Origin of the sequence: Marinilactibacillus kalidii (assembly GCF_017599325.1) — a bacterium.
Taxonomy (GTDB): Bacteria; Bacillota; Bacilli; order Lactobacillales; family Carnobacteriaceae_A; genus Marinilactibacillus; species Marinilactibacillus kalidii.
This window is the reverse complement of record NZ_JAGFVM010000037.1, coordinates 92,303-107,300: the sequence shown is the minus strand read 5'-3', so window position 1 is coordinate 107,300 and position 14,998 is coordinate 92,303. Positions and strand designations below refer to the sequence as shown.

At 36.9% G+C, this 14,998-nt stretch carries 15 protein-coding genes; 1 reads left to right on the top strand and 14 read right to left on the bottom strand.

The genetic code is table 11. The features are described 5' to 3' along the window. Positions 1 to 142: 142 nt before the first annotated feature. The 4 genes from cbpB to racE all read right to left on the bottom strand — a co-directional run bounded on the left by cbpB (position 143) and on the right by racE (position 2,809). Positions 143 to 628, bottom strand: a complete 486-nt coding sequence (cbpB, locus tag J5J05_RS09425) for a cyclic-di-AMP-binding protein CbpB (RefSeq protein ID WP_208560434.1) — start codon at positions 626 to 628, stop codon at positions 143 to 145. A gap of 213 nt (positions 629 to 841) precedes the next feature. Beyond that, complete coding sequence (locus tag J5J05_RS09420; protein ID WP_208560433.1) at positions 842 to 1,354, bottom strand: metallophosphoesterase family protein; 513 nt, start codon at positions 1,352 to 1,354, stop codon at positions 842 to 844. A 17-nt stretch (positions 1,355 to 1,371) separates the two neighbouring features. Next, positions 1,372 to 1,986, bottom strand: coding sequence for an XTP/dITP diphosphatase (locus tag J5J05_RS09415; protein WP_208560432.1), 615 nt, complete (start codon positions 1,984 to 1,986; stop codon positions 1,372 to 1,374). After that, a complete protein-coding gene (racE, locus tag J5J05_RS09410) occupies positions 1,973 to 2,809 on the bottom strand; it encodes a glutamate racemase (RefSeq protein WP_208560431.1) in 837 nt (278 codons plus the stop codon). The genes J5J05_RS09415 and racE overlap by 14 nt, the downstream gene beginning before the upstream one ends. Before the next feature lie 280 nt (positions 2,810 to 3,089). Here racE and J5J05_RS09405 point away from each other — a divergent pair, with 280 nt between their 5' ends. Next, entirely contained in the window at positions 3,090 to 3,518 is a 429-nt protein-coding gene (locus tag J5J05_RS09405) for a DUF2507 domain-containing protein (RefSeq protein WP_208560430.1), read from the top strand. Positions 3,519 to 3,679: 161 nt separating this feature from the next. Here the strand turns inward: J5J05_RS09405 and J5J05_RS09400 are convergent, their stop codons facing one another. From J5J05_RS09400 to J5J05_RS09355, 10 genes are all read right to left on the bottom strand, one after another. Further along, complete coding sequence (locus tag J5J05_RS09400; protein ID WP_208560429.1) at positions 3,680 to 3,964, bottom strand: hypothetical protein; 285 nt, start codon at positions 3,962 to 3,964, stop codon at positions 3,680 to 3,682. Positions 3,965 to 4,339: 375 nt separating this feature from the next. After that, entirely contained in the window at positions 4,340 to 4,651 is a 312-nt protein-coding gene (gene trxA, locus J5J05_RS09395; protein ID WP_208560428.1) for a thioredoxin, read from the bottom strand. Positions 4,652 to 4,769: 118 nt separating this feature from the next. Then, entirely contained in the window at positions 4,770 to 7,157 is a 2,388-nt protein-coding gene (locus J5J05_RS09390) for an endonuclease MutS2 (protein ID WP_208560427.1), read from the bottom strand. 130 nt (positions 7,158 to 7,287) lie between these two features. Next, on the bottom strand, positions 7,288 to 7,863 hold the full coding sequence (locus tag J5J05_RS09385) for a CvpA family protein (protein WP_208560426.1): 576 nt from the start codon (positions 7,861 to 7,863) through the stop codon (positions 7,288 to 7,290). 40 nt (positions 7,864 to 7,903) lie between these two features. Then, on the bottom strand, positions 7,904 to 8,170 hold the full coding sequence (locus J5J05_RS09380; protein ID WP_208560425.1) for a cell division protein ZapA: 267 nt from the start codon (positions 8,168 to 8,170) through the stop codon (positions 7,904 to 7,906). Between the two features lie 221 nt (positions 8,171 to 8,391). Further along, the gene (gene pheT / locus J5J05_RS09375; RefSeq protein ID WP_208560424.1) at positions 8,392 to 10,809 is read right to left on the bottom strand and encodes a phenylalanine--tRNA ligase subunit beta; all 2,418 of its coding nucleotides are present in this window, start codon (positions 10,807 to 10,809) and stop codon (positions 8,392 to 8,394) included. A gap of 6 nt (positions 10,810 to 10,815) precedes the next feature. Further along, positions 10,816 to 11,862 (bottom strand): phenylalanine--tRNA ligase subunit alpha, encoded by a 1,047-nt coding sequence (pheS, locus tag J5J05_RS09370; RefSeq protein WP_208560423.1) that lies wholly within the window; start codon positions 11,860 to 11,862, stop codon positions 10,816 to 10,818. 332 nt (positions 11,863 to 12,194) lie between these two features. Next, the gene (locus tag J5J05_RS09365; protein ID WP_341868519.1) at positions 12,195 to 12,545 is read right to left on the bottom strand and encodes a winged helix-turn-helix transcriptional regulator; all 351 of its coding nucleotides are present in this window, start codon (positions 12,543 to 12,545) and stop codon (positions 12,195 to 12,197) included. A 111-nt stretch (positions 12,546 to 12,656) separates the two neighbouring features. After that, positions 12,657 to 14,021 (bottom strand): magnesium transporter, encoded by a 1,365-nt coding sequence (gene mgtE, locus J5J05_RS09360; protein WP_208560421.1) that lies wholly within the window; start codon positions 14,019 to 14,021, stop codon positions 12,657 to 12,659. A 425-nt stretch (positions 14,022 to 14,446) separates the two neighbouring features. Then, positions 14,447 to 14,971, bottom strand: a complete 525-nt coding sequence (locus J5J05_RS09355) for an HD domain-containing protein (protein ID WP_208560420.1) — start codon at positions 14,969 to 14,971, stop codon at positions 14,447 to 14,449. Positions 14,972 to 14,998: the final 27 nt, after the last annotated feature.

Below are 14,998 nucleotides of genomic sequence, written 5' to 3'. Positions count from 1 at the left end.
AAAATGAAACCTAAAAAAAGAAGACCTATCGAATGAAACCGATAGATCTTCTTAAGGGTAACTAATGTTACCAACACCAGTTGACACAGAGCCAATAATCAAAAAGAGGAAAAATCGTTTTAAACGATTTTTCCTCTTTTTTTTAGCTTGTTGCTTCTGATGGCGATTTTTCTTTTACATCATATATTCTTTCAAATTCGTGGGCAATTCGATTAGTACCTTTTAATATCTCGCTTCTCGTAATAATTCCTTTGAACGTTTTTTCTTCGTCGATTACTGTAATGAATGCATGATTAACTAGCATTCGCAATACATTTTCTAATTCGAAATCTTCATAGACAAATGGAAAGTCCGTTTCCATTATTTCTTCTACATTGATTTCTCCAAGCTTTTCAAAATGAACATCTTCAATTTCCATAATCGCGTGCATGATTGAAGGCATTGAGACGAGTCCCATCATTCTTGATTTTTCATCTATAACAGGAACTACTGAATATTTATCCGTTGTAAGTAAAAGTAAAGCATGGTTCAAACGATTTTTAGTGCCGACGACAGCAATTTGATCTGCCGGTTTGACGAGTTGATGATCTTGATCAATTAGTAAGGACTTTATTTTCTCACCAATCATAATTTCACTCCTTGTGAATTTTGTTATCCACACATTATTTTACGCTTATATACGCTAATCCCCTAATCATTCTTCGAATTAAAAGAATATTCTTAGATAAATTTAACATAATCAGCTTTTTCATATGCTACATAGTGATAGTTGTCTTCTATTCATCTACGCACATAAAAAGAGAGTAGACGGATCTACTCTCTTAAAGATTCCGTAAACAGCTTATAACGTTATCTTCTGTGACAGTTGAGGGATCGCATTGTGATCTGTGTCATAAAAATTGACCTCTCCTGTACTACCTTCAATATCCAGTATAGCATAGCTACCTTTGTTAATGGGCCCTCTTGGTTGTGTTAAGCTTCCTGGGTTAATAAAGTAAATATTATCAACCTTGTCTACTCTCGGAATATGTGTGTGACCATAAAACACAAATTGCGCATCTACTTTTTCTGCTTCTTTTTTCAGATCTTCAAATGACGACTTAACATTATGCAAATGTCCATGAGCAATCAATAGTTTATGATCATAAAATTGTTCAACTCTGGAATCTGGAAATGCATTTGTTCTATCCATATTTCCTTTTACGGTATAATAACTTTGCCATAAAGGGTTTTGTTCACTGAACTCCGAATCACCGCAATGAACCCATACGTTGATTTGTTCTGAATAAATAGATAAAATTTCTTCCATTAAGTAACTATCACCGTGATTGTCACTTACTGCTAATAATTTCATTGATTCCACTCCTCGAATTAATTTGAAATCCACTCACCTAAAACGTTTTCCAGTTTTCTAACAGCAATTGCTCGATGACTGATTTCATTCTTTTCAGATTGAGATAGTTCTGCTAGGCTTTTTTCTTTTTCTGGAACGTAAAACAACGAATCATAGCCAAATCCATTTTGACCTCTTGGAATCCCGAGAATGATACCTTCTAGTTCTCCCTCAATGGTCATGCTCTCTTTATTCGGCGCCGCTAAAGCTAGCGTACAATGGAACTGAGCTGTTCTTTCGCTCTCAGGTAATTCCGCCAATTCACCTAATAATTTAGCATTATTTCTAGCATCATTTTTATCTTCTCCAGCAAATCGTGCCGAATAAATCCCGGGCTGACCATGCAGTGCATCTACTTTAAGCCCAGAGTCATCTGCTAAAACCATCGTATTTAAAGACTCAGCGATACTTTCTGCTTTTAATAAGGCATTTTCAGCAAATGTTTCACCTGTTTCTTCTACACTTTCCAATGCCGGAAAATCGTGAAGCGTACGAATTTCTAATCCTTGTTTTTCAAATATTGACTTGAATTCTGCTGCTTTACCTTTATTTTCAGTCGCAATCACAATATATTTTTGTTTAGGTTCTTTCATTATCTATAATTCCTTTCAATCTAGCTATGGAGACCTGTTCCACTTCAAGCTCATTCAATTCCAACCAGTCAGATGCAATTTCTTTAAACATATTGACTGAACCAGTGGTATAAAATTTTCTTTCGTTGGGTTGTTCAGATTTTTCTTCTGCCATATCATAGTAATCCAGTAGTACACTCACTTCATTAACCGTTTCAGCACCAGAATCAATCAAAGTCACTGTATCTCCCATAACGTTCTGGATTAATGGTCTTAGTAATGGATAGTGCGTGCACCCCATTACAAGTGTATCCACTTTTTGCTTACGTAATCCTTGTAAACTTTCCGTAACCACCTTTTTAGCGATTGCGCTACTAAATTGGTTACTTTCAATCAAAGGGACGAATTTTGGGCATGCTTGACTAAATACAGACGTATTGGCTTGCTTTTTCGTGATAGCTTTCTTATATTCTCCAGAAAGGATTGTTCCCTCAGTTCCAATAATTCCTATACGATTCATTTGAGTCGTCTTGATCGCTGCGCGGCTACCCGGAAGAATAACGCCGATAACAGGAATATCGAGCACTTTCTTTAATTCGGGCAAAGCCGCAGCTGTAGCCGTATTACAAGCTATAATAAGCATTTTTATGTTTTTCTCTAATAGAAACTTGGTTAGATCCCAAGTAAATTCTTTCACTTGCTCTTTTGGTCTTGGTCCATATGGACATCTAGCTGTATCTCCGATATAGTAAAAAGATTCATTTGGTAGTTGCTTCATTGCTTCTTTCATTACGGTGAGTCCACCAACACCTGAATCTAGTAATCCGATTGCTTGCTTTTTCATATTCTGACAACCTTTTTAAACCATACGCTGATCAGTCAGGCGATCTCGTATCGTTTTGTTCTTAACTTCATTATCTAAATAAGTCATTTTAATGATACACTATATTTTCTCTTTTTTACATAAAAATCGCAAGCAGAACGATGTTTAAATTTAGATAAGTATCATAAAATTTAGATTAATAAATGATTTTCTCAGTGTATTTTTTGATTTTATTAGAAATGCTCAGGCATGTACGTTATAATACTGAAAGTAAAATAGTTTACGTTGAGGTGAAAGTATTTTGATAGAAGAGAATCAGATGAAAGAGATCAAGCCCTTGATGCTACTTAGAGAGCAATTACTTCCAAATCTATTAGGTGAAGAAATGGATGATATTTTATACTGGGCTGGAAAAGAATTAGCGAGAACATCAATTGTTGACGATGAACAGTCTCTTATTCAGCTGTTCGAGGATAACGGATTTGGCCATCTTTCTTTAGCTAATGAGAAGAAAAATAAAAAAGAATATGTCTTGTCGGGTCTAATTGTAACGGCAAGGTTAACAGATAGAAATGTCGCTTCATTTTCACTTGAAGCTGGGTTTCTTGCTCAACAACATCAAGAAATTCATCAAATCTTTACAGAGGCCATTTATGAAGTAAACGAAAAAAAAGATCAAGCTGTAATTTATGTACAAACTGATCCTAACGAACCACTTACGCATCATTAGTATCATGCCAATCCTTATCGTCCTTTGACGCATACAGGGATTGGTTTTTTTGTTTTGTCATTTAAGCAAAAAAAAAGTATTCAAAAATAAAGCTAAGGCGTTCATAGCTTAATTTTCAAAAACTCTTGATTATTATACTATTCAGTTTTTTTAATCAAGTCCTACAAGTTTACATTTAAACATACACTATTTAGAGTGATTTCAGTATGATTATCATCAAATTGGATGAACCTAACTTCTCTAGCATCCCAAGACATAAGATCTTGTAACGAATAGTCATTCTTTCTCAGTACAACATCCAAGGGACAATCAATCTCATCATCGGCGTTCCGGAAAACATCCCTTGCTTCTACTGAAAGATGCACGGTTTTATCTTTACATTCAACAACATAGCCATACTTCAACGCATCTTCTAGTTCGGTCTTAAGGGTTCTATTTTGGGTCATTATTGCTCACTCCGTTTCTTCCCTAAGTGGACATATTACGGACATCACTTGCTTAAAAATAACAAGTTGTATAAAATCGAAATCGGACTATATTAACTTTGTTATACTCCGGACGAATTTATCTCAATTTTCCAAGTACATATATCATTACATTCAGTTTAGCTCAAATCGTTTACAATTGATACCCATTGGGAGAAATTGACCTCATTTGTGAATTCGCTGTTGAAAAACTGACACATTTAAAATCGATAAATCTTTGAAATTTTAGCACTAAAAAAACAGTCCGTTATTTAATGTTTCTGGAACAGTGACTAGTTTACTAGCCAATCCAGGACAACACTTAAATAAGGACTGTTTCTCGGTAACGGTTAAGTCTTACTTATGTTTTGCTAGTGTAGACTCAATTTGTTCTTTACTGTGATAGCCAATTAATTTTTCCACAACTTCGCCGTCTTTTTTAACAAGTAGTGTAGGAATACTCATAATGCCAAATTTACTTGGTGTTTCTGGGTTAGCATCAACGTCCATTTTATAATAAGAAACGTCTCCAGTTGATTCTTCATCTAATTGATCGATAACTGGTGATTGCATGCGACAAGGTCCACACCAAGTAGCCCAAAAATCAACGAGTGTTAGTCCTGATTCTGTTTGATCTTCAAAAGTATTATCTGTTAATTCTTTTACCATAATAAAATCCTCCTAGTATCAACTTATAAAAAGTAAGTTTTATTGCAACAAAAACAGTATACCAAAGATTAGATAAAAAATCTAATCAATACGCCTTTTTTCATAAATCCGTATTTGTTTATTTGAAAGTAACGTTTGTTGCCCCACTACCACCTTGATTAGCAGGGGCATCCGAGTAGGTCTTCACTTGGGTATGCTTTTTAAGATACTCATGTACACCTTTTCTAACTGCACCAGTCCCCATTCCATGAATAATCGTTACCTTGGGATAATTAGAAAGGATAGCTTGATCAAGATACTGATCCAAGCGATTCAGTGCTGCTTCTACACGTTCTCCTCTCAAATCGATTTCCGTAGAAACCGAGCCAACCGAATGAGATCTCAGTGACGCACGACTTTGCTTAGGCTCTTTCTCTGCTTGTGTGAGGGTCAAATCACTTTCAGCTAATTTCATCTTCAGCATACCCATTTGTACGACCCACTGTTTGTTTCCGGCTTTCTCGACAATCGTTCCTTTTTGACCTAACGACTCTACTTGAACTGAATCACCTGTTTTCAATTCATTTTTGCGCTCATTTTTGCGTTTTTGTTTTTGAAGCACTTTATTTTTCTTAAGAGCTGCTTCTTCCGATCTTAAATTTGACAATTTAGTTTGCGCATCGATGAACTCATGCTCTTTAACATTCGCACCCGATTGTCCTTCAAGTTGTCTCTGTCTAAGGTCTTCAATGATTTTATTAGCATCTTTTTGAGCTTGTTCAACAATTTTATTGGCTTCTGCTTCTGCTTTTTCTTGGAGTCGTTCTTTTTCTGAAGCATAATCACTAAAAGCCGTTTTTAAATCATTGTGGATTTTTTGTGCATCTCTTAATTCTTTACGCGCATGCACAGTTTCTTGATCAGCCTGTTTGCGTTTAGCTTCGAGATCTTGAATCATCTCATCGACACTTTGACTTTCACCACTCATGAGTTGTCTAGCAGAATCGATAATCGGTTCTGCTAACCCTAAGCGTTTGGCGATTTCAAACGCGTTACTTCTCCCTGGAATCCCAATCAATAAACGATAAGTAGGACTTAATGTCTGAACGTCAAATTCCATACTTGCATTGATCGTTTGCGGTCGATTGTATCCATAGGCTTTTAGTTCAGGATAATGAGAAGTGATCAACACGTAACTTCCTTTAGCGGCTATTGCATCTAGCATCGCAATCGCTAAGGCTGCACCTTCTTGAGGATCGGTTCCGGCGCCAAGTTCATCTAGCAAAATCAAACTATTTTCATCAATTTTATTCAAAATATTAACGATATTTGTCATATGAGAAGAAAAAGTCGACAGACTCTGTTCAATGGACTGTTCATCTCCAATATCTGCAAATACACTAGAAAATACACCCATGACACTTTCTTCCTCTACCGGAAGCTGTAAGCCTGACTGTCCCATCAATTGAAGTAATCCAAGTGTTTTTAAAGCGACCGTTTTACCACCAGTATTCGGTCCAGTGATGATCATTGTTTTATAATTTTCTCCAAGAATCAAATCATTTGCAACAACATCTTTTTCTTCTAATAAAGGATGTCTCGCTTGCAAGAAAGAAACATGATTTTCTTTACTAATTAAAGGTCTGACACCTTTGACTTCTCTTGCATACTTCGCTTTTGCATTCACAAAATCCAAAAGCGTGAGTACCGTCATATTCTGTGCGATCTCCTCTGTATGCGGCATGATATCGTTCGTCAATTCTGCTAGAATTCTTTCCACTTCTGTACGTTCTTCACTTTGATATTGTTTTAATCGATTATTTAAATCGACAACACTCTGTGGCTCAATAAATAACGTCTGACCAGTCGAACTTTGGTCATGCACAACACCGCCAAAAGTTGTCCGATTTTCATGTTTAACAGGAATGACATAGCGGTCATTTCGCATGGTGATAATGGCATCTGTTAAAAACCTTGCTTGACTTCCTCTAACAATATTCTCAAGTTTTTGGCGCACACTACTCTCAGTTCGTTTAATCGCTGTTCGAATACTTCTTAACTGTGTACTAGCGTCATCCAAGACGTAGCCACCTTCATCCACCACGGCATCAATGGCTCTTTCAAGCGGTCTTAATGATACAAACTGATTCGTAACTTTGTAAAGTTGATTCAGCTCGATTTCATCTTCTTTGAGTTGCTCAAAAAACTGGCTGATTTCTCGAACACTGCGAATGACTTTCCCAATCTGAGCAATCTCTTGTCCGTTTAGTGAAGCACCTATATTGGCACGTTTTAAATGCGGTCTGACATCTATAAATGGCGAGAGTGGAATACCACCTCTCATTTTCATTATGCGAACACCATCGTCTGTTTCTTCTTGTCTTATCTTGACTTCCTCATAGTCCGAAGAAGGTGAGAGTGCCAGCACTTTATCTTTTCCTAAGCTTGAAACTGCATGTGTTGCAAGCTGGTTCATTACCTTAGGAAAATCGAGTGTCTTAAATGATTTTTCGATTTCCATCTTCATTCTATCAAGCCTTTCTATTTCATTTTCGTTCATTACCGACAAAAAAGGTGTTGATAGTTACACGTTAGAAACAACGCAAACTGGATCAACACCATTTTATTCAATTACCTGATGCTATTTCAATTTACAATTATTCAGTTACGATATCTTCTTCTAAGCCTTCCGTGACCCACCAATCGTATACGTTTCTCGATAATTCTGGTGTGTCAGAGACAATTTTTCTAGCAATTGGACTAGCGTCGAATTGATTTTGAATCATATCAAGAGGGACTACCGACAGTAAGAATAAGATTAGAAAGATTCCTACGTATTGCACGAGTACGCCAATAATCGCACCACCGATTGCATTCAGTTGCTTCAATATAGGGATTTCAGTAATAAACTTCAATAATCCCCCAATGAAGCGTGTGGCGATCCAGCCTACAAGCAATATCCCTACAAATCCTACTCCATTATAAAAGGCTTGATCTAAGTTGAAAACTATTTCCTTACCATACAAAACAAAGGGATTATCTGTAGCAGATACAGGACTAGGGTACGGGACAAGTAATTTTACATACTCACTGATTTCTTGATAGTACTTTAAGGCAAAATAAAAAGAAATCGAATAACCAATCGTTAAGACTAACTGAAGAATCAATCCTCTTCTTGCCCCACTATAAAGGGAAATGAGTAATAATAGAATGATGATTAATGTTAATACCATGATACTTTACGCTCCTTAATGGCCAAACGATCGAGTCACTTTATGAACGTTCATTTTCCAGTTCTTTTATTCTTTCTTCTAGCTTTAGCATTTTCTTTTTTGTTTCAAGCTGATCAGAAACAGCATTGATTGCCATTAGCATGGCTCTTTTTTCTGGATCGAGACCTTTCGTCATCTCTTTGAGTTGGGTCATCTGCTCATCTACTGTTTTCGCAACAGTTTTCATATGTTCTTCTGAGCGTGGACCAACGATTGTGTAGGTTTCACCAGCTATTTTCGCTTTGAATCTTCTCTTTTCTTCAGGCATAGACCTGCCTCCTAGATATACAAATTCTCTATTATAATAACATGAAAGCGACAATCTTGCACCAATTGCTTATTATTTACATCTTCTACTATTGGATTACTCATTTTTTGATGCTTTCAACGCTATCAGCTACTGAATTTCTAGTAGCTGATTTATAGAAAAAGAGTTGGTCCAATGTATCTCTACATAGGGCCAACTCTTTTTATTTCATTCAATGGTTATTAACGAATTTCTGCATTTAATTTTTCAATCAATGCTTGTTTTACTTTTTCAAAGTCTTTATTTACTTCTTCTTCTTTTAATGTTGCTTCTGGATTCAAGTAAGCTAGTGAATAAGCAATCGATTTCTTACCTGATTCAATATGCTCTCCTTGATATAGATCAAACAGTTTTACATTTCTTAACCATTTCCCACCATTTTCTTCAATGGTTTCAATTACTTGATTATGCGTAACTTCTTCTTTTACAAGCAAAGCGATATCGCGAGAAGTGCCTGGATATTTAGGAATCGATTGATAACGAACTGGATCTTTATCTGCATCAATTAATGCATCGATACTAACTTCAAAGGCATAAACATCTTCTAAGTCATTATTTTGTGCAATCGCTGGGTGAATTTGACCAATTACACCAATGATGTTTTCACCAATTTTAATTTGAGCTGTTCTACCAGGATGGAAGTCTTCTTGTGTTTGCGTCGCTACAAATTCGATAACTTGGTTAAAACCGATTGATTCTAGCCACTCTTCAACGATTCCTTTAAGCATAAAGAAATCAACGGGTTGTTTTTTGTTCGCCCAAGTCTCATTCATCAGTGATCCAGTGATCAATCCGGCTACATGTTCTTCTTCGATAGGAAGTGCAGATTCAGGATTGTGATAGAAAATATGTCCAACTTCGTAAAGGGCATTATCTTTTATTTGACGCGCTGTATTGTATGCAGCGTTATCAAGTAATCCACTAATTAAGCTCAGTCTTAGTGTTTTGTGTTCCTCACTCATTGGCCAATCCAAATCAGTTGTTTCAGAAGCTTTCAAACTAAATCGTTTGGCTTTTTCAGGTGTCGTCAGTGCATAGCTGATTGTTTGTGCTAATCCACTACCTTCAAGGAATCTACGTGTATAGCGAACAAGGCGCTGTTTATCGTCCAACTCGCCAGGTGTTGATTCCATTACTGGAAGCGTGGAAGGTATTTTGTTATAGCCATAAATACGTGCAACCTCTTCTAATAAATCAGCTTCAATAGCGATATCCCATCTTCTTAAAGGAACCGTAACGTTAAATTGGTCTTCAATCAGCTGATAATCAAACTGTAGACGTGTAAAAATAGAGGCTACTTCTTCAATTGAAAGATTTGTTCCTAAAGAATGATTGATCTTTTCAACCGTAATCGATACCGTTTTTTCAGTAGGTTCAGCAGAACCAGCGTCTGCGATACCAGAGACAATTGTTCCATTACTAATTTCAGCCATTAATGCTGCAGCATGATCTAGTGCAGTTTCAATCGTTCCCAAATTCAATCCTCGTTCAAATCTTGAGCTAGACTCGCTACGTAAATTTAATGATTGGGCAGTCTTACGAATGAGCGAAGATTCGAAAACAGCTGACTCCAAGACGACTGTTTTCGTCCCTTCCGTCACATGTGTGTTCTGACCACCCATGACACCTGCTAGCGCTACTGGTTTTTCACCGTTCGTTACAACAAGGTTATCAGTCGTTAAGCTTCTTTCATGTCCGTCTAAGGTAATCATTTGTTCTTCTTTTTTCGCTCTTCTGACATGCAGTGTTTTCGTGCCTATAGCATCATAGTCGAATGCGTGCATCGGTTGACCATATTCAAGCATGATATAGTTGGTTACGTCTACAACAGAATCAATTGGTCGGATACCAGCAGTCATCAATCTACGTTGTAACCACAACGGACTTTCTTGCACGGTCACTTCTTTGACAATACGTGTTTTATAGTAAGGGGAATCTGTCTTGTCAGCTACTGATACACTGATCCAATCAGCTATTTTACTCGATTGATCTTCAACGATCTCAACGGTTTCAAAAGTAGGTACTTGTGATAAAATTGCGCCCGCTTCAAATGCTACACCGCGCATACTCATTGCATCTGCTCTATTTGGTGTAATATCTAAGTCGATCAGTGCATCATCCAGTCCGATATAAGACAGGGCATTTTCACCGACTACAGCATCAGCCGGTAATAAATACACCCCATCTTCTGCTCGTTTAGGAATGACGGATTCTGAGAATCCTAATTCGTCCAACGCGCAAAGCATACCATTTGAAACATGTCCTCTAAGTTTGCTTTTCTTGATTTTAAAATTACCTGGTAATCTAGCTCCAGGTAAAGCTACAATTACTTTTAATCCTTTGTCTACGTTAGGTGCACCACAGACGATTTGATAGAGCTCAGCTTCCCCTACATCTACTTGTGTAATATTTAAGTGGTCAGAGTCTGCCATTTTCTCAATCGACTTCACTTCACCTACCACAAGATTTTTAAGTCCTTGACCCATTTCAGTGACACTATCAACTTCGATCCCCGTCAAAGTGATTTGGTTCGCTAACGCTTCAGGCGTTGTTTTTTCTAAATTCAAATAATCTGATAACCAGTTGTATGATACTTTCATTTTATCCTATCCTTTCACCTTGAATTGTTCTAAGAATCGTTGGTCGTTCAAATAGAAGTTTCTAATATCTTCTACACCGTACTTCAGCATAGCGATGCGGTCAGGTCCCATTCCAAAGGCGAATCCGCCGTATACTTCTGGATCTACTCCAGACATTCTCAGCACTTCTGGATGCGTCATACCTGCTCCTAATATTTCAATCCAGCCCGTTTGCTTACATACGCTACATCCTGCTCCGCCACATTTGAAGCAGCTAACGTCTACTTCTACAGAAGGCTCAGTAAATGGGAAATAACTAGGACGTAATCGAATTTCACGATCTTCTCCAAACATTTTCTTAGCTAACGCTTCTAATGCACCTTTTAAGTCTGCCATTGTAATGTGTTTGTCGATGACAAGTCCTTCAATTTGGTGGAACTGATGAGAGTGTGTCGCATCATCTGTATCTCGACGATACACTTTACCTGGACTGATCATTTTAAGTGGTCCTTTTGAGAAATCATGGGTCTCTAAAGCCCGCGCTTGAACAGGCGAAGTGTGTGTACGCATCAATACTTCATTCGTAATATAAAAAGTATCTTGCATATCGCGTGCTGGATGATTTTTCGGAAGATTAACACGCTCAAAGTTGTAATAGTCTTCTTCCACTTCATTTCCTTCAACGATTTGATAACCCATACCTAGGAACAAATCTTCAATTTCTTCCATGATTTGCGTGATAACGTGTCCTTGACCTTTTTTCGGTTTCACGCCTGGCAATGTCACGTCAATCGTTTCTTCAGACAAACGTTTATCCAAGGCTGCTTTTTCAAGTAGCGCTTTTTTCTCTGAAAGTTGACTAGTAATTTCATCTCTTACTTTATTTCCTAGTTGACCAATAACTGGACGCTCTTCAGCACTCAAGTCTTTCATACCTTTTAATACTTGTGTCAATTTACCTTTTTTCCCTAGATACGTTACTCTTAACGTTTCTAATTCTTCCATTGAGTGTGTGTTGGCAAACTCAGTAGAGGCTGTTTCTGCAATTTCTGATAATCTGTTCTTTAAATCCATCTTCTCTCTCCTTTAGTTATGTATCTATTTTTAGTCAAAAAAAAGACCCCTTCCCTAATAGGGACGAGGTCAACACGCGGTACCACCCTTGTTCAAAACTAACGATTGCTAGTTTTACACTCTGCATAACGGCGCATACCGAGATTTCTGTTAAACATCGAAATCTACTTCTTCAAAAAGACAAGAATCAAATTAAAATCCTTTTGAATGTCGGAAGTGAACTTCACACAGTTTATTATTCGAATGCTTACAGCCAATGACATTCGATCTCTGAGATAGTCTACTGTGTTACTCTTTTCCAACAAAAGCGTTCATTTATAAAATTTGTTCATTTATTTGTTTAATGTTTTTTGACATTCTTCTGCACTGATCCATTGATCTGCCCAGCCTTGTACTTCTCTCATCACATTTTCAAGCGCTAATCCTTTAGTTGTTAGACAATATCCGGATCTTAGCTCACAATCTTCGTCAAGATTCTTGGTAACGATGTCGGCTTGTTCGAGTTCTTTTAGTCTCTCTACTAGCACACGATCACTTACATCAGGAATCGATTCCGAAAGATCTTTGAAACGACGAGGTCCATCCAATAAAACATCAATAATAAGCCCTGTCCATTTCTTTCCAAGAATAGAAAAAGTTTGCTCAAACTTTGGACAAATAATTTTATTTTGTGTTGCTTCAATCATGTATGTTCACCTCTACTTTCAAACAACAACAGTATATCATCAATAGGAACTTTTTGTAAGTAAATCTACAAAAAAGTTGAAAAATTGACATATCCTTTTAACGATTCTTTACAGATGTTCTAAGAAAAGTGTTGCAATTGAAAAGTAAATAAACAAACCTAAAGAATCATTAATTGTTGTAATAAATGGGCCAGATGCAACTGCTGGATCAATTTTAAATTTATTGATAATTACCGGAATAACTGTTCCAATAACCGTTGATGCACTTACTGTTAACAACATAGAGGCACTAATAATCAAAGCTAATACAGCATTTCCGTGTAGAACGAATGCGATTCCGCTCACTACAACTGCTGCTAAAATACCAATTAATATACCTGCACCGAGCTCGTTTTTGATTGTTTGAAATAAACTCACTTTATCTTGCTCATCTTCAATCGTCAAATTACGCACTGCTACAGCTAGTGCTTGTGTTCCTACATTCCCAGCAGTATCCATAATCATTGGAATAAAGGCTGCAAGCAATACAACTGATTGTAGGGTTTCTTCGAAGAAACTGATCAAACTTCCTGTAATCATTCCTAAGAATAATAAGATGACGATCCAAGGCGCTCTCGCTTTAGCAGTTTTGAAAGGTGTTAATTTCCTATCGTCTGTACCTTTTTTTATCGCCGCAAAATCATTAAAATCCTCTGTTACTTCGTCTTCTAAAATATCCATGATATCATCAACGGTAACAATTCCTAACATTGATCCATCATGAGCTAAAACAGGTAGTGCTAATAAATCGTAGTCTTGAATGACTCTAGCTACATTTTCTTGATCCTCATCTACTTTGACAGAGACAACCTGGCTGAACATGATATTCTCAACAGTTTCCGTTTCTTGCGAAAGCAGCAAGTCTCTAAGAGATAAAACGCCCATCAATCGATCTTTTTCATCTACAACATAAAGATAGTAAATCGTTTCTGCTTTCTTTCCAATACTTCTTAGCTTCTCGATGACTTCTTTAACGTGTAACTTATAATTTATTTTAATAAATTCTTTCGTCATGATCGATCCAGCTGTTTCTGGAGCATATGACAGAATTTCTCTAACACGTTCACTTTCACGGCTATCCATCATCGATAATAATGTCTGATTGTCTGTATCTTCACTTTCTGTTAAAAAGTTCGCGACATCGTCTGCGGCCATGTGATTAAATACTTTAGCCATATACTCATCAGGTAGATATTGGACTGCTGCTTCTTGGTCTTCCGTTTCCATCCATTCGAAAATTTCGGAAAATTCTTCTGGATCTAGAAAATGAGAAATCTTACTTTTTTTTTCTGGATAAAGTAAATGAAAAATTTCATGTTGATCACGGTCATGCAGTTTCAAAAATAAATCTCTAAATGCTTCACGGTCATCTCGCTTAGCTGCAGAAAAAATCTGCTCATAGTGTTCTTTTTTACTATTCTTAATAAATTCCATTCTTAATCATCCTTGTCTGTGTATACCTTTGGAGGCATCTTTTTTTCGTATGCTTTTACTTATTGACAAGAAACTGGGACTGGCATCCATTTGCCTCACCTCCAAATTCACTAGATCGGATACTACCTTAAAGACATGCTGTTAGCATGTCATTCAATCATTTTTATTCATTGAACGATCAGATTGCCATCGACAATTTATCATAGCCGATTACGTCATCTATTTCAAGACAGTAGTCACATTTAACGATACCTTATCCTTTTTTTATTTTCAACCGTTATCGCTTATTTCAGGGCATAAGTGCACTTCAGTGAGAAACCTGCAAAAGTATTGATAAAAGAAAAAGACATGATTGTTTTGGACTGTTGAGTGAATAAATACAAAATAAGAGCAAAAGCCAATGGCTTTTGCTCTTATTTTGTATTTTATGCATGCACTAATCGGATTTTAGAAATCCAAACTGCAAATTTAGCTTTCGTTTTTTCGCGTAATGGCTGAGAGACTTCGTTGATTGCGCAATATTTATCCACGCAAGTCACAATCATACTTTCTTTATAGCGAGGCAAACCAACTTTAGAGCATAAGAACATATGCTTCAAGATGATATCCTTTTCTAGCTCGCTCAGTGGTGTTATTTTTGCTGCATTCTCTACAGCGATTTTTGGATGCACGCAGTTATGTGAGCCCATTTCCATTGCAGCAATCTCTTCTCTATCTTCGTGGAAGAAATCGTGAAGGAGTCCTGCTCTCGCAACTGCTCTTACATCTAGATTCATTTTTTTTGCTATACGGTAACTAACATAAGAAACAAAAATAGAATGAGTCAGGCGTGTCGTGTAGTGATGGTGTGTAATGGCTTCAAGTTTAAGTAATTCTTCATTTTTAATTAAATCTTCAATTAAAGCTACATATTCTAGATCTTGCTCCCAGATAGATTGAACAAATTCCATGAAACGTCTCCTTTGTGCCGTACTTTA